This window comes from Psychrobacillus sp. AK 1817 (assembly GCF_008807035.1).
GTDB lineage: Bacteria > Bacillota > Bacilli > Bacillales_A > Planococcaceae > Psychrobacillus > Psychrobacillus faecigallinarum.
Genome location: NZ_CP031739.1, coordinates 1,821,713 through 1,837,135 on the forward strand (window position 1 = coordinate 1,821,713; position 15,423 = coordinate 1,837,135).

The window sequence follows — 15,423 nt, forward strand, 5'->3', positions numbered from 1 at the left end:
GGTGACAATTTGTTTTTTGTGATGTGCAAACCCTAATTTATAGCAACTATCTATTTATCAATTCATCAAGTGCTTGCTAATTACGATTCGCTGAATTTCACTTGTGCCCTCATATATTTCGGTAATCTTTGCATCACGGAAGTAACGCTCTACTGGATAATCCTCCGTGTAGCCGTAGCCTCCGAATACTTGAACCGCTTCGATTGCTACATCTACTGCTGTTTTGGAGGCGAATAGTTTGGCCATAGAGGCCTCTTTTCCACAAGGGAGTCCCTTATCTCGCATACTTGCAGCACGATAAACTAGTAATCTAGACGCTTCTACTGCTGTCCCCATGTCGGCTAGTTTGAAGCCTACTCCTTGGTTGGCTGCAATTGGCTTGCCGAATTGAACACGCTCCTTAGCGTAGCCCACTGCTGCTTCAAAGGCAGCTTCTGCAATACCTAGTGCTTGGGTAGCAATACCAATACGGCCAGTGTTTAAGTTGGCCATAGCTATTTTGAAGCCTTCTCCCTCTTCCCCTAGTAGGTTTTCAACTGGGATTCTCATATCTTCAAAGGTGATTTGAACCGTTCTTGAGCCATGTAAGCCCATTTTTTTCTCATCTTTTCCGATGATAAAACCAGGTGTATCTTTCTCCACGATAAATGCAGAGATTCCTCGGGAACCTTGTGTAGCATCTGTGGAAGCGAATACGATATAAACGTCTGCCTCTCCGCCATTCGTGATGAATACCTTTGAGCCATTAATCACATATTCATCACCTTTTTTGACTGCCTTCGTTTTAAGAGCTCCTGCATCTGAGCCAGCAGATGGTTCTGTTAAACAAAATGCACCTAAATATTCTCCGGCAGCAAGCTTTGGAATATATTTTTGTTTTTGCTCCTCATTTCCAAAATAAAGAATTGGATTTGTGCCTACTGACGTGTGGACAGAAAGGATAACCCCTACAACTGCGCTCACCTTTGATAATTCATTGATGGCGATGACGTAACTAGTAAAATCCATCTCCGAGCCACCATATTTTTCTGGGATTGTGATTCCCATCAATCCAAGCTCTCCCATTTTTTTAATAATCTCGCGCGGGAACTCCCCTTGCTCCATACGTTCTATAAATGGCTCAATTTCGGTTTTTGCAAAATCACGGACCATGTTGCGCATCATTAGTTGTTCTTCTGTGAAATGTAAATCCATCGATTAATCCCCTTTGTTTGTTATTCGTATATGTAGAAGCCTCTACCAGTTTTCTTACCTAACCATCCAGCCTTCACATATTTACGTAATAACGGGCATGGTCGATACTTGCTGTCTCCAAAGCCGTCGTGAAGAACTTCCATAATGTACAGGCAAGTGTCTAGACCAATAAAGTCAGCTAGCTGAAGAGGACCCATCGGATGATTCATCCCCATCTTCATCACGTCATCAATTGCCTCCTTCGTTGCTACGCCTTCATATAACGTATAAATTGCCTCGTTAATCATTGGCATCAATACACGATTAGCAACAAAACCTGGGAAGTCATTTACCTCTACAGGAACCTTATTTAGCTTTTTCGTCATTTCTTCAATGGCCATATAAATATCATCATTAGTTGCAAGGCCTCGAATAATTTCTACTAGCTTCATTACTGGAACTGGATTCATAAAATGCATTCCAATTACTTGCTCTGGACGATTTGTTGCTGCTGCAATTTCTGTAATCGGCAGAGAGGAAGTGTTTGTCGCTAAAATTGTATGTGCTGGTGTTATCTCATCTAGCTGTTTAAAAATAGATTGCTTGATTTCCATATTTTCGACTGCTGCTTCAATAACTATGTCTACGTCATTTGCATCCTCTAGGGAAAGTGATTTCGTGATTTTATTTAAAATGACTTGTTTTTCGTCCTCTGTCATTCTTCCCTTTTCCACATTTCGAGAGAGGTTCTTTGTAATTGTTTGAAGTCCACGATCAAAGAATTTCTCTTCACGATCATTAAGCTTCACTTCATATCCTGCCTGTGCACAGACCTGCGCTATTCCAGACCCCATTTGTCCTGCTCCGATTACCATTACCTTTTGAATGTTCATGCTAGATTCCCTCCTGTTTTTGGAACTTCAATCATGATGGCATCTCCTTGGCCGCCGCCAGAACAAATGGCTGCAATTCCAATTCCTCCGCCTCTGCGTTTCAACTCGTATGCTAACGTCAAAATGATACGAGTTCCTGACGCTCCAATCGGGTGTCCTAAGGCTACTGCTCCACCATTGACATTAACCTTGCTCTCATCAAGCCCTGCAATTTGACTGCTTACTAAAGCGACTGCAGCAAAAGCTTCATTTATCTCAAATAAATCAATCTCTTCAATTGTTTTTCCAGTCTTCTCTAGTAGACTATTAATAACAATACCAGGCGTTTGTGGAAAGTTTTCCGGTTCAATTGCAATTGCAGTGTGTCCAACTACATATGCTAACGGCTCTTTTCCAAGCTCTTTTGCTTTATCCTCATTTGTTAAAACAAGTGCACAAGCTCCATCATTTACCCCAGGTGCGTTACCTGCCGTGATAGACCCATCCTTACCAAACGCTGGTTTTAGTTTGGCAAGTGATTCAACAGAGGTATCTGCCCGAGGTGCCTCGTCTTGGTCTACGACTATTGGTTCACCTTTTCTCTGTGGAATTTCAACAGGTACGATTTCTTCCGCAAATAAACCTTCTTCAATTGCTTTCAAGGCTAAGCTATGGCTTCTAAAAGACCACTCATCTTGCTTTTCACGAGATAATTCAAATGCTTCTGCAGTAGAATTTCCGTAAGTCCCCATATGGACGCGCTTTGGATGAAATGAACAGGATAGACCGTCATAAATCATCCCATCTACCATTTGCCCATCACCCATTCTTAATCCAAATCTGCCCTTTGGTAAATAGTAAGGAGCGTTAGACATAGATTCCATTCCCCCAGCAACGATCACTTCTTCGTCCCCTAAACGAATGATTTGATCTGCCAGTGTTACACTACGCATTCCAGAGGCACAAACCTTGTTAATCGTTTCTGTTTGAACTGCCCATGGGATTCCTGCCTTGTTGGCTGCCTGTCGGGAAGGAATTTGTCCTTGACCAGCCTGTAAAACTGTTCCCATGATTACTTCATCCACTTGCTCTGGGCTCACGCCTGCTTTTGCAAGTGCTTCTTTTATAACGACTCCACCTAAATCAGAAGCATTTAAAGTGCTTAGCGCTCCTCCAAACTTTCCAAAAGCTGTTCGTGCTCCATCCAAAATTACTGTTTTCGTCAATACAGCCACCCCTTTGATTTGTATGCGCTTTCAACATCTATAAAAAATAAAAATTACTGACTGAACGCTCGCTCGACTTATATTGTTAAGAAAAGGGAGTGTTTCCACTCCCTGCCTCAATTACTTTTAGTTTACTTAAAGTAATTGAGGTTGGCAATTATTATTGAACATTTTGTTCTTCGTTTACTTCTTCTATTTCGGTCATTGACTCACCAAAGATTGATTTTTCTAGAAGCTCTGCAATATCATATGTTCCAACTGTGTCTTCTACTTCCTTAGCCTTTGTACCATCTGATAGCATCGTCAAGCAATAAGGACATCCCGAAGAGATAACTGTTGGGTTTACATCTAACGCTTGTTCTGTACGAGCAACGTTTACGCGGTTACCCACATGCTCCTCCATCCACATTAAACCTCCACCAGCTCCACAGCACATTCCGCTTTCACGGTTACGTGCCATTTCCACTAGCTTCACACCAGGGATAGATTTCAGAATTTCACGAGGTGCATCGTACACATCGTTATAACGTCCCAAATAACAAGAGTCATGGAAGGTGATTGTTTCATTTACTTCATATTTTGGTTTTAAGCGACCAGACATTACTAAATCGTAAAGCAACTCAGTATGGTGTAGAACTTCTCCACTCCAGCCAAAATCACCGTATTCATTTTTGAAAATATTATATGCATGAGGATCGATTGTGACTATTTTCGTTACCTCTGCCTTTTCAAATTCTTTAATATTCGCTGCCGCAAGCTCTTGGAACATAAATTCGTTCCCTAGTCGGCGCGGTGTGTCTCCCGAGTTCTTTTCTTTATTACCAAGAATCGCGAACTTCACTCCTGCCTCGTTCATCAAGTGAGCGAATGATAAAGCAATTTTTTGAGAGCGGTTGTCAAATGATCCCATAGATCCAACCCAGAATAGATATTCAAACTCTTCCCCAGCTTTGGATACTTCTTTTACTGTTGGAATGTGAAGATCTGGACGAGCATCTCTCCAATTTTCTTTTTCTTTACGGTTAAGACCCCATGGATTACCCTGACGTTCAATGTTTGTCATCGCACGTTGTGCATCCGGGTTTACTTTACCTTCTGTCATTACTAAATAACGACGAAGGTCTATTATTTTATCTACATGCTCGTTCATAACTGGGCATTGATCTTCACAGTTACGGCAAGTCGTACAAGCCCAAATTTCTTCCTCAGTAATTACATCCCCGATTAATGATGGGCTATAAATATCTTCAATTACAGCACCTTCTGCGCCAGCTGCCATTGCCAACTGGTTTCCTTTTGTACCTTTGAACGCAAGAGCTGGAACCCATGGCTTTTGTTTTGTTTCTACAGCTCCAGTAAATGTTAAATGATCACGTAGCTTAACAATTAAATCCATTGGAGATAGCATTTTACCTGTTCCTGTTGCCGGACACATATTCGTACAACGACCACATTCTACACATGCATAGAAATCAATCATTTGCGCTTGTGTAAAGTCTTGAACACGTCCAACACCAAAGACTGGCATTTCTTCCTCATCCGCTTCTTCGTCCTCTTCCTCTTCAAAGTTAATCGGACGGAGTCTGCCTACTTTGTCTAAACGATGGAAGTAAACGTTAGCAGGACCAGTGATTAAGTGGAAATGCTTAGATTGTGGAATATAAACTAAGAACGTTAATAGGAACAATAAATGTACCCACCACATTACAAAGAACACAGTGATTGCCGCAGCCTCCGGAATTGCTTGGAAAACGGTTGCAATAGCAGATGCTACAGGCTCACTCCATGTTGCCTCATGACCGTGCCAAATCATTCCCATACCATTACCGATTAATACTGAAACCATTAGTCCACCGATGAAAATAAGTACTAAACCATTTTTCCATCCACGTTTTAAACGGACTAGCTTTTCAACATAACGACGATAGAACGCCCAAATTACTGCAACTAAGATTGTTAGTGTTACAATCTCCTGGAAGAATGTAAATGCTGGATATAGTGGTCCTAGCGGTAAATGCGAATCTGGTGCTAGTCCCTTCCATATAAAATCGATTGCTCCAAATTGTACAAGGATGAAGCCATAGAAGAACATGACATGGATTGCTCCACTTTTCTTGTCTTTCAGTAGCTTCTTTTGCCCAAAAACATACACCCAAATTTTTCTAAGTCTTTCCTTCACATTGTCTTCAAACTCAACTTTTTTCCCCAATTTAATGTATGCATACCTTGTTCGTAGTAGATATACAAATAGATAGGCCGCATACAGTACTACTCCGATGAATAACACCCAGTTTGCGATTAACAACGGATTCATCCCTTTTCCCCCTCTAAGATGTGCCTAATTAATAATAGAATAACATTATAATAGAATTATATGAATTAATACAATATTAAAACTGAATGAGCATTCAGTCAATAGCAAATTAAAGAATAATTGCTAAAATGAAAAATATTTTAATATAAGGATTAGATTAATTGGTTTATTAGTTAAAGGTTAGGCTGGAATAAGAAAAGGTTAGGTAGATCCTCTCTGAGGTATTTACCCATGTATAAATTCTAGAAAGGCTTGGGGAAAAGTATGATGGATTTTCGCTTTAGTCGGACGCTTTCCGTGGGGGGAGCGATTAGCCATCACCGTCGCTTGCGCGTCGTTTGTGATGGCTTATCTTTCTCCCTCCTCCCACTGGAGTCGCCGACTGCCGCTGCAATCAACTTTTGGATAAATGGTTGTGTTTGAATAAAAACTATTTTTGTTTAACTAATTCCATTTAAGAGATAATTCAACAAATACACTTCCTAAAAAGTGAAACCTTGGACTAAGTATGGTTGATTTGCGCTTTAGTCGGACGCTTTCCGTGGCGGAGCGATTAGCCATCACCGTCGCTTGCGTATCGTTTGTGATGGCTTATCTTTCTCCCTCCTCCCAATGGAGTCGCCGACTGCCGCTGCAATCAACTTTTGTTCCAATATTCATGTATGAATGAAAATTATCCTTTGTATAATTTAAATTAATTCAATTCTGATCAATTAGAAGGCATTCTAGTTATAGGATTTGAGACATTGCTTAGTCACTATTTTTTTCATTTGGAAAAAGCATCGAGTAGGAATCGATGCTTTCTAGGCTAATGCTTTAGTTGTCGCTAAATGAACTTGATTCCACAAAACTATTTCCTCGCTCGTTTGTGGCTTAGAAAAATAATATCCCTGCACGACTGGCATGCTGCAGGCATTTTTTAAGAACTCTATTTGTTCCTTCGTTTCTACTCCTTCAAATACAATGGTCAATTTTAGGGATTGACCAAGCCCAATCATTGCTTCCATGATGGAAGAGTCCTTTTCAGATGCTGGAATTTCATCTATAAAGGATTTGTCTATTTTTAATGTAGAAATAGGCATCTTTTTTAAATAGGACAAGGATGAAACTCCTGTACCAAAATCATCTAAGGCTACTGATAGCCCTTCCTTTCGAAAAGCTATGACCGCTTGTATTGCTTTGTCTATATTTCTGACAAAGCTTGTTTCGGTTATTTCTAACTCTAACTGGGAGGCTGACACCTTATAATGCTGCATATTGTCTTTCAACACATGGAGAAGCTTCGGTGATGTTACATATTCTCCAGGAATATTAATAGAGATTTGCTCAAAAGAAATGCCATTCTCCCTCCAGTTTGCAATCTGCCTACAGACTTGCTCAATGATCCAGTCCGTAACTCCCACCATTCGATTATGCATTTCAAGTATAGGGATAAATACTGCAGGAGATAGAAGCCCATGTGTTGGGTGGTTCCATCTGAGCAAAGTTTCAAGACCTTCTACCTGACTCCCCTTGAGAGAAACCTTCGGCTGATAGACTAAAAATAATTCACCATCTTTAATGGCACGACTAATATCATCTACTAACTCCCGTTCAAAAGTGCGGGTGTGAATTGATGGATCATAGAAAATTACCTCGTTTACGAAATTTGTAGAGGAATGGTCGATAACTGCTAAAGCGTTAGCGTATAAAGCAGCTGCCTCCGTTTTATTGTTGGCCTCTGCAACGGCACAAACTGAAGAAAGATAAATCTTTTCACCATCAATCAAAAGAGGCTTTTGCAAATAATCGGCAATTCTCTGCATTGCTTCTTTTAATTGCGAATTGTCTTTAACGTCCTTCATCAAAAAAGCAAAGCGGTTCTCCTCCATTCTATATAGTTCAGATGAAGCTGGAGCCAGCGATTTAAACTTTTCTGCTAATCGCTTGATAACTTCATCTACAAATTGATAGCTATATTCTTTATTTAGCTCCTCCAAGCCATTCAAATGCCAGATGCTCAAATACTCTGGAAACAGATGTTTCTGGAGATCCTGTTCAAATGAACGTCGGTTTGGCAGCTTCGTATAGGAATCAAAAAAATTCGTGCGGTATTCCACATAACGGTCAATTTGCCCCGATAAAAAAAGCATACCGAGCAAAAATGCCATCCCAACAGTGACTATAATAACTAATCCACCAATATTCTCCATCTCGTGTGCAAGTGTATGTATTGGGAAATCCTTTGGCATATAAAAAGTGATAGCTGACATCCCTGTATAGTGCATGCTAGAAACAGCCAATCCCATAATCACTGCAGTACACAATTGAATCCAACGATTTTTCATATAGAGCTGCAGACTTGAAAATATATAGACTGCTATCATTGAGACTGCTACTGCGATCCCTATAGAAACTGCAAACAGTAAACGATCATAAGTATAAAAGATGTCCATTTCCATTGCATACATTCCCATATAGTGCATGGTGGAAATCCCTGTACCCATTGAGATTCCAGCTAAGACGTAAATCCAAAATCCTCTTTTAGAAAGGCTCGAAAGATAAAACGCTAAAAAGGAAGCTATCATAGCTGGTACTATAGATAAAACCGTTAGCGGTACATTGTATTTCATATGGACTGGCAAGGAAAATGCACTCATTCCGACAAAATGCATAGACCAAATTCCAAATCCCATTGCAATTGATGCAAATAACAACCAAATATATCGATGAAAGAAACCATTCCTTTGAGCTCTTCCATTCATCGCCAAAGCGGAATAAGAAGCAATCACAGCGATTAAAACGGATAATATCACAATAGAAGCTGCATAGTCACCTTGGATGACGACCATATCACCTTCCACATAATTACGAAACATTAGTTTATCTCCTTTATACTTCTTAATAGAAAAGCGCAAGCGCCTATGTCTGCCCCGACATGCAAATGAGGAAAAGCGAGGAGGCAGTTCCTTAGCCACCATTGTTTTTCTCCATTAACTTTGAAATGCTTGGCACTAAAACTAGAACAAAAAGTGTACCTAATCACCCTCCTTTTATCGGCAGAGAGTCTTATAGATTAACTTTTTTCAACGCTCCCCTATATTTTTTTCGCGGTGTTTAGCATTAGAATGTTTTTTCCCCCTTTTTAAACAATTAAATTTAGCATTTTTATTACACATGAGGAAAAAGAGAAAAATCCGATTACTAGCGAAGAAGTCGTATCGGACGGGTCTCAATTACATCATTGTTTGAATTTCGTAGTTTAGATAGTCGGTGAAGTAAAATAATAGTTAAGAATTATATTTTTAATAGCTATAACGGTAGAATTTAAATTGGTTTATATTGGAATTAATTAATAAGGAAAAATTCTTTTTAAAAGAGGATAATATGTCATTAAGAGTTGGAGAAATAATTAGATTTGAAAGAACTTTTACATTAGAAGATGTGGAATTATTTACAAAGGTTTCAGGTGATGAGGGGATTCATCATATGAAACCAGATGAACAAGGAAGAGTAGTGGTTCAAGGGTTAATGACTGCTACATTACCAACATAAGTAGGTGGTGATAACAATGTGCTAGCTCGGAACATGAATTTTGAGTTTTTAAAACCTGTATATACTGGCGACACAATAATTTGTGAGGTAATTATTGAAAAATTCGAAAAGCAGGAAAATAGAACGTCCATTGTTGCATCCTTTATATGCTACAATCAAAATGACATTCTAGTGCTTAGAGGCAATTTTTCAGGAGTGATACTATAATATTTATAGCTTAATTTCTCTTTTCAAAACGAGAATTTAAGCTTTTTTATTTGATGTCTTTAGTAACTGAGACATCAAATAAAAAAGAAGCAGTCCATTTCAATTATGAAATAGACTGCAAAAGAAATTTTATTCATGAAAACGGAATTTGTTTTTCAATAGATTGCAAGTCTTCTATTTAATGGCTTGAAAGTGTTTTCCAAAATGTAATTTAGCTTCCTGTTCTCTCGTCGGACTAATACCTAAAAGAACAGTCGTTGCTGGACCAGCTGAAATATTTAAATTCCATCCATCTAGATAGCCCTCGATTCCTAACCGGTTACATTCTCCTGCGATACCTGTAGAGCCAACTGGCCAAACTGCATGAACCATTCCTGACTTCATTGCTTCCCAGATTTTCTTTAAGTCTGCGATAGCTTGTATTTCTTTTATTACTTCTTCTCCAACACATGGTTTTCCGTAGGCATACCACTGAAAATCATGAAATTTTTCTAGTTGTTTTTCACCAATCATGGATAGGGCCATGGCAGATTGCAAAGTTTCCATATTCGTTTCGCTGCTCCCCGTTATTATGGGGCATTCCTCAGCAATCTCATCAAATAATTGTTTAATCCCTTTTATATATTTGCTCCAGCTTTCGTTTCCAGAAAAGTTATGTACGATAATCGTTTGTGGAAATGCTTTAGCTGCCCATTGCTCCAAAATGGTTACTCTAGCTGCAAAGTAAGCAACTACTTCATCCGCTATATGCACTACATCTTTTTCCTTTTCTCCTATTGCTGCCGAGTTATCAGTTGTAAGCACCAGCCCATTAGGCAATAAAATTGCGTTACGCATGTGTCTTTACTCGTTCCATCACTTTTTCAACAACAGGTGAAACGATCATGGCTATGGAAGCATTTAATATGGTCGCCAATGTGATGCCTGGTAATGCGCCAATGAAGAATGCAGGTGAAATAATCCAATAGAATGGTAAAGTGGCCAGTACACTATTTGCAACGATAAAGAAAACCCATTTCCAAAAGTGATATCCCTTTTGATGGAGTTTTGTAAAGACAAATAGGATAATAAACATCTCTAGAGCTATGATGATATGTAGTGGCCCGAATGGGAAACCTGCTGACAAGGAAGAGGCAAGATGACCTACTAGAGAGGCAGCACCAGCGTATACGGGAGGTAAGAATAGAGATGAAATAAGTGCAGGCACTGTGTCTAGTGCCGCACTCCCAATTCCTACAGGAATTTTTATTAAAGCCCCTATAGCTGATAGAGCTGCAAACATTGCAGCAAGTGTTAATAATCGAAGTTTCATCTAAATTATTCCCCTTCTTTTTTCTCACTACCTACGTTTTTAAACACTTTTGCACTTCTTACGTATTCCACATCACTTACATTTTCTCGAACATTTGCTACTCGTGCTGCTGCAAATAAATAGTCAGATAGACGATTTAAGTAGCGTTGAACAACAGAAGGCACATCCACTTCTGTCTTAGACAAAGTGACTGTTAATCGTTCCGCACGACGAGTGATGGTGCGAGCAATATGGAGTGTTGCTGCAGCAGGAGTTCCTCCTGGAAGGATGAATCTCTCTAATACTGGTCCTTCCTCTACAAGTACATCAATTCGTTTTTCCATTGCCTCTATTGCCTCGTCAGTCATTTTATAAATACGACGATTGGATACATTTGCTAAATCTCCTCCACAGTCAAATAGCTCATGCTGAATCGTTTCCAAATCCTCTAAAATGTCCTTGAATTTAACTGAATCTAGCTCTGTCACCGCTTTTCCGATGAAGGAGTTTAACTCGTCTATCGTTCCATACGCCTCTACACGAATATCGTCTTTATCTGTTCTGCCACCTATTAAACCTGTTTGCCCCTTGTCACCTGTTTTTGTATAAATTTTCAATATGATCATCTCCCTTTTATAGTTTGTGGTATACCATACCAAATACGTGTGACACTTTCTGCGACTGCAAAAAGCTGCTGATAGAATCTCCCTACATCATCCCTTAGCTTTCGCATACTGGCTTCCATCGGAACAATGCCTCTTCCTATTTCAGTAGCAACAACATAAATCTCTTTTTCATCGTCCCATTGCTTCAACTGGGAAAACCACTTATTTAACTGATCTTCTTGAATATTTTCAAATCCTGTTACTGCCAACACTTCTATATTAGGCAAAATTGTTGGGATCCCCTCTTCTACATTTATCCATTGAACATTTTGACCTGCTAGCTGTTTCTCTACAAAAGCTCTTTTTCCATTAAATGCTCCACCGAAAATGATATGCAATGTTTTCCCTCCATTACTTCTTGTTTATCCTTCCAATGCAATGTATAAGCGCTTCCGTGTGGCACTTCCCATTCCCAAAAGCTTTTGGAGCTATTAACAAATTTACTCAGCAAAGCTCGAATTGGCCCACCGTGTGTAATAATGATTACAGGATTAGATTGAGAAATTCCTTCATAAAATCCTTCTATCACCCGAGATTCTAGTTGCTGTAGCGATTCCCCTTCAGGAGGTGCATTACGATAAAAATCCTCTAGCCAGGTCTGGTACTTTTCATTGTCCTTTAATTCCTTGTACGTCTTTTTCTCCCAAATACCAAAGGAACATTCTCTAAGCTTTGCACTTCCTATATAAGAAATATCATCAAATAGCATATCAGCGGTCTGTCGGCATCGAAGTAAATCGCTGCCAAGCACTTGCTTAGCTTCCCCTAACCTATTAACTGCCTTAAGACCAGACATAATGGGTTCGTCTGTCCAGCCAATATATTTTTTGTGGACATTTCCCTGTGTCGGAAAATGCCTTACGAGAGTAACAGTAAAAGCGTTATCCATAGTATGACCTCCGTAAGCTCTAAGCTGGCTCCGAGTAAATCACCTGTGATTCCCCCGAAATTTTTTAATGACCAACTGCGATATATGCAAATGAATAGAATTAACACACTTAAAAGAGTCATCGCAATCAACCAATATGTCATTAGCCCAATCAGACAAATGGCTATAAACAAAAAACTCGTTGTCAGAGGTATAATTGTTTGAACGTGTAGCTTTTGTTTAAAAAAATGGGCAAGGCCGCTCTCTTTAGCATTTTCCGTAATTCCAAATAGAATCACAAGAACCACTCTTGATAAAAAAGGAATAATGATAATAAATAGGAAGTGAAAGCTTTCAGCAGACAATACCTCAGATATAATGATTATTTTGCCTACAATCAATAAAACAGTCGCCATTACACCGAAAGCCCCAACCCGAGGGTCGTCTAAAATTTCCATTCGCTTTGCTTGTTCTCTATAGGAAAAGTAAGCATCTGAAGTATCGATGAACCCATCCATATGGAGTCCACCTGACAACAGGATTCCTAGACTTACAACAGCAAATGCGGTCATTAACGAGCTCCAATCAAAGTAGAGGGGCAAACAAGCAATTGATCCAATGACTGCTCCTATCCAAGGAAAGAAACTATACATTCCCGTTATATGTCTCTTTTCCATCGGAAGACTTTTTTGAATTGGGACTACGGTAAAAAATTGAAATGCTAGTAGCAAGCTATTCATTACTCCACCTCATTTCCATTGATGACCTAACCCATATTCCATTTCATATGCTTCATCAGCATTTATAACTAACCTTTGGTGAATCCGACCAATCCATTGCTGATATCGAATCACGCTTTCATAGATAGAAAGATGCTCATCTAGTACTTCATTTGAAACAATCACCATCACCTTAACCTTTTCTAGCAAACGGTCAATTGTTTCAAATAGCCGCTTCTCGACCTGTTCCATATTACTCACATACAGTTCGTTCGCTAACCAAGTCGTGACACAGTCCCAAAGAATTCCGTCACCCTGCTTTATAACTGCCGTTAGTTGCTCAAAATGTCTCGATTGCTCGATTGTAACCCATTCCACCGGATAACTAGCTCGGTCTCTTTGGTGATACTCAATTCTTTGCTCCATTTCTTTGTCTGTTGCTACACCGGAAGCAACGTAGACGTTACGTAGTGCCTGCTCATTCATCAGATATTGCTCCGCAAAGCTGCTTTTTCCGCTCCGCACTCCACCTGTTATGAAGACGAGTTTTCCTCGAACCATGAGGTCATCTCCTTCTTTAATTGCTCCATTTGTTCTTCTTTCTTCAAACCCACTCGAAACCAATCACCGTCTAGACCCTTAAAGTTTTCGGTATGGCGGAGCACATAGCCTCGAGCTAGTAAATGTTCAAAGAATATCTTCGACTGCAATGGATTAGGTAGCTGGAAGCATAGAAAATTTGTATTAGATGGTAGAACTCTACAATCTAGTTCACCTAAAAATTGTTGAAAATCCTCTCGTACCTTTATTGCGAAGTCAACTGTTCTCTGTCTATACTTTGTCTCCATGAAGCACTGGGCTCCAATTGTAGTCGCTAATGCATTGCTATTCCAGTGAGGCAGCATTGAGCGAAGACTATTTATAATTTCCTTATTAGCAATTGCATAGCCTAACCGCAGTCCAGGAATTGCATACATTTTAGTCATCGAACGGACGACAATTACATTATTAAGGTTGTTTAAATATGGGATAAAGGATTCCTTTTCGTCTATAAAATCTAAAAAAGCCTCATCCAAAACCAAATCACAGTTATACATTTTAGCATGATTCGCTATCTGTATAATCTCTTCTAATGGAATCAGGTAGCCAGTAGGATTATTCGGTCGGCATATATAAATTACATCAGCCTTCTCAAGCTCACTAAGAACCTCCTCTATCGGAAGCTTACCGATAGCTATAATCTCCTTAATGGATGTTTGATATGGTGCTAGCGTAGCCTCATATTCAGAGAACGTTGGATGGATAATCAATGCTTTTTTGTGCTGATACCGGATAGCTATGGTTGCAAAAATTTCTGCTGCACCATTTCCAATAAGTATTTGTTCAGAGCTTACACCGTGATAATTTGCAGCTGCAGTCAGGAAGGGCTCGCCCTGCGGATGAGGATACTTAGTTATTAGGTCTCTATATGATACCCACTGCTCCTTAACAAAATCTGGAGGACCTAGAGGGTTCACATTTTCACTATAATCTATCACTGTCTCAGGCATAGACATGTTCAAGCGCTGATATAATTGTTGAGCATTTGCTCCGTGACTAGGTAACAACAAGTATTAAACCTCCTATCACTGTCATCCCAAACCAAAAAAGAAGGACAGCTGTGTGTAAATGTGAAATGGCTCCTAATATATGTCTGGCACTTAGTGAGACCTCTTTGCTTCCCATTAATGCACGATTAGAAACTATCCCTTTATATGTATTTCTTCCGCCAAGCTGTATACCTAGCTGATAAGCAGTGGCAGCTTCTAAATAGCCGCTATTGGGGCTTGGATGTTTCTTTGCATCTATCAACCAGCGAGTCATTCGATGCTTAAAGGGAAGACTAGTTTCTTTCCTTCCACCAAGCATAATTGCCAACCCAGTTAAACGACTTGGAATATAGTTTGCAATGTCGTCTAGCTTGGCAGCAACATAGCCAAAATCTTTAAATATTTCGTTTTTATAGCCTACCATAGAATCTAATGTATTAATTGCTTTATAAGCCCATAACCCAGGAGCCCCAAATAAAAAGGCAAAAAACAATGGGGCGGTTACTCCATCACTTATATTCTCGGAGACTGTTTCTACCACCCCTCTTGTTATTTCCCCCTCTCCTAGACCTTCAGTGTCTCTTCCAACAATCCAGGAAAGCTTTAAACGAGCAGTGTCTAAATCTCCCTCTATCAAAGGCTTGTGGACCTCCATCGCTGCAACCTTCAAGCTTTTTTGAGCTAGCCCAGAGGCTATCAAAATACTCTCCACAGCAATTCCAAGGACAATATGAACTGAGTACGCAGTGAACACTAATACTAGAGCAATACTGAATGATAACCCTACTATTATTAGGACTAAAAGTAATCCCTTTACTTTCCTATAACTTCCTTTGTTTAATAGCTTAGTTAATTTTGAGATAAGCGTTCCAATCCACCGAACTGGATGTGGCCAATTTGGTGGATCTCCAATTAATCGATCTAGCAGAAGACCAATTGTTACCGCTAACATATGAGATGCCATC

The 15,423-nt window shown here is 39.6% G+C and carries 14 protein-coding genes and 1 pseudogene; 1 reads left to right on the forward strand and 14 read right to left on the reverse strand.

The window, feature by feature from the left end:
* Positions 1 to 57: 57 nt before the first annotated feature.
* The 5 genes from D0S48_RS09085 to D0S48_RS09105 form a co-directional block, all read right to left on the reverse strand.
* Entirely contained in the window at positions 58 to 1,194 is a 1,137-nt protein-coding gene (locus tag D0S48_RS09085; RefSeq protein WP_151111382.1) for an acyl-CoA dehydrogenase, read from the reverse strand.
* Between the two features lie 20 nt (positions 1,195 to 1,214).
* On the reverse strand, positions 1,215 to 2,066 hold the full coding sequence (locus D0S48_RS09090) for a 3-hydroxybutyryl-CoA dehydrogenase (protein WP_144539732.1): 852 nt from the start codon (positions 2,064 to 2,066) through the stop codon (positions 1,215 to 1,217).
* The gene (locus D0S48_RS09095; RefSeq protein WP_151111384.1) at positions 2,063 to 3,271 is read right to left on the reverse strand and encodes an acetyl-CoA C-acetyltransferase; all 1,209 of its coding nucleotides are present in this window, start codon (positions 3,269 to 3,271) and stop codon (positions 2,063 to 2,065) included. Before D0S48_RS09095 ends, D0S48_RS09090 begins: the two co-directional genes overlap by 4 nt.
* A gap of 160 nt (positions 3,272 to 3,431) precedes the next feature.
* Positions 3,432 to 5,585, reverse strand: a complete 2,154-nt coding sequence (locus tag D0S48_RS09100) for a (Fe-S)-binding protein (RefSeq protein WP_151111386.1) — start codon at positions 5,583 to 5,585, stop codon at positions 3,432 to 3,434.
* Positions 5,586 to 6,388: 803 nt separating this feature from the next.
* Positions 6,389 to 8,443: a bifunctional diguanylate cyclase/phosphodiesterase gene (locus tag D0S48_RS09105; RefSeq protein ID WP_191963902.1), complete on the reverse strand. Its 2,055-nt coding sequence runs from the start codon at positions 8,441 to 8,443 to the stop codon at positions 6,389 to 6,391.
* Between the two features lie 508 nt (positions 8,444 to 8,951).
* On the opposite strand from D0S48_RS09105, the pseudogene D0S48_RS09110 reads away from it, so the two are divergent.
* Positions 8,952 to 9,326, forward strand: a pseudogene (locus tag D0S48_RS09110) (enoyl-CoA hydratase).
* 174 nt (positions 9,327 to 9,500) lie between these two features.
* Here D0S48_RS09110 and D0S48_RS09115 read toward each other — a convergent pair.
* The 9 genes from D0S48_RS09115 to cbiB are packed head-to-tail and all read right to left on the reverse strand — an operon-like array spanning position 9,501 to position 15,422.
* On the reverse strand, positions 9,501 to 10,163 hold the full coding sequence (locus tag D0S48_RS09115) for a hypothetical protein (RefSeq protein WP_151111390.1): 663 nt from the start codon (positions 10,161 to 10,163) through the stop codon (positions 9,501 to 9,503).
* On the reverse strand, positions 10,156 to 10,638 hold the full coding sequence (locus D0S48_RS09120) for an ECF transporter S component (protein WP_186318215.1): 483 nt from the start codon (positions 10,636 to 10,638) through the stop codon (positions 10,156 to 10,158). The genes D0S48_RS09115 and D0S48_RS09120 overlap by 8 nt, the downstream gene beginning before the upstream one ends.
* A 5-nt stretch (positions 10,639 to 10,643) precedes the next feature.
* The gene (locus tag D0S48_RS09125; RefSeq protein ID WP_144539743.1) at positions 10,644 to 11,234 is read right to left on the reverse strand and encodes a cob(I)yrinic acid a,c-diamide adenosyltransferase; all 591 of its coding nucleotides are present in this window, start codon (positions 11,232 to 11,234) and stop codon (positions 10,644 to 10,646) included.
* 5 nt (positions 11,235 to 11,239) lie between these two features.
* Positions 11,240 to 11,620 carry a bifunctional adenosylcobinamide kinase/adenosylcobinamide-phosphate guanylyltransferase gene (locus tag D0S48_RS09130; RefSeq protein ID WP_151111392.1) on the reverse strand — a complete coding sequence of 127 codons (381 nt, stop codon included), beginning with the start codon at positions 11,618 to 11,620 and terminating at the stop codon, positions 11,240 to 11,242.
* Positions 11,572 to 12,171 (reverse strand): histidine phosphatase family protein, encoded by a 600-nt coding sequence (locus tag D0S48_RS09135; RefSeq protein ID WP_151111394.1) that lies wholly within the window; start codon positions 12,169 to 12,171, stop codon positions 11,572 to 11,574. The genes D0S48_RS09130 and D0S48_RS09135 overlap by 49 nt, the downstream gene beginning before the upstream one ends.
* Positions 12,141 to 12,890, reverse strand: a complete 750-nt coding sequence (cobS, locus tag D0S48_RS09140) for an adenosylcobinamide-GDP ribazoletransferase (protein WP_151111396.1) — start codon at positions 12,888 to 12,890, stop codon at positions 12,141 to 12,143. Before cobS ends, D0S48_RS09135 begins: the two co-directional genes overlap by 31 nt.
* 9 nt (positions 12,891 to 12,899) lie before the next feature.
* Positions 12,900 to 13,430 (reverse strand): bifunctional adenosylcobinamide kinase/adenosylcobinamide-phosphate guanylyltransferase, encoded by a 531-nt coding sequence (locus tag D0S48_RS09145; protein ID WP_151111398.1) that lies wholly within the window; start codon positions 13,428 to 13,430, stop codon positions 12,900 to 12,902.
* Positions 13,403 to 14,479: a pyridoxal phosphate-dependent aminotransferase gene (locus D0S48_RS09150; RefSeq protein ID WP_151111400.1), complete on the reverse strand. Its 1,077-nt coding sequence runs from the start codon at positions 14,477 to 14,479 to the stop codon at positions 13,403 to 13,405. Before D0S48_RS09150 ends, D0S48_RS09145 begins: the two co-directional genes overlap by 28 nt.
* Positions 14,466 to 15,422 (reverse strand): adenosylcobinamide-phosphate synthase CbiB, encoded by a 957-nt coding sequence (gene cbiB / locus D0S48_RS09155; RefSeq protein WP_151111402.1) that lies wholly within the window; start codon positions 15,420 to 15,422, stop codon positions 14,466 to 14,468. Before cbiB ends, D0S48_RS09150 begins: the two co-directional genes overlap by 14 nt.
* Between the last annotated feature and the right edge of the window lies 1 nt (position 15,423).

Excerpts from the sequence above, each read along its gene's own strand:
- D0S48_RS09085 (WP_151111382.1), bottom strand. The coding sequence starts at position 1,194 with ATGGATTTACATTTCACAGAAGAACAACTAATGATGCGCAACATGGTC.
- D0S48_RS09090 (WP_144539732.1), bottom strand. The coding sequence starts at position 2,066 with ATGAACATTCAAAAGGTAATGGTAATCGGAGCAGGACAAATGGGGTCT.
- D0S48_RS09100 (WP_151111386.1), bottom strand. The coding sequence starts at position 5,585 with ATGAATCCGTTGTTAATCGCAAACTGGGTGTTATTCATCGGAGTAGTA.
- D0S48_RS09105 (WP_191963902.1), bottom strand. The coding sequence starts at position 8,443 with ATGTTTCGTAATTATGTGGAAGGTGATATGGTCGTCATCCAAGGTGAC.
- D0S48_RS09115 (WP_151111390.1), bottom strand. The coding sequence starts at position 10,163 with ATGCGTAACGCAATTTTATTGCCTAATGGGCTGGTGCTTACAACTGAT.
- D0S48_RS09120 (WP_186318215.1), bottom strand. The coding sequence starts at position 10,638 with ATGAAACTTCGATTATTAACACTTGCTGCAATGTTTGCAGCTCTATCA.
- D0S48_RS09135 (WP_151111394.1), bottom strand. The coding sequence starts at position 12,171 with ATGGATAACGCTTTTACTGTTACTCTCGTAAGGCATTTTCCGACACAG.
- cobS (WP_151111396.1), bottom strand. The coding sequence starts at position 12,890 with ATGAATAGCTTGCTACTAGCATTTCAATTTTTTACCGTAGTCCCAATT.
- D0S48_RS09145 (WP_151111398.1), bottom strand. The coding sequence starts at position 13,430 with ATGGTTCGAGGAAAACTCGTCTTCATAACAGGTGGAGTGCGGAGCGGA.
- cbiB (WP_151111402.1), bottom strand. The coding sequence starts at position 15,422 with ATGGCATCTCATATGTTAGCGGTAACAATTGGTCTTCTGCTAGATCGA.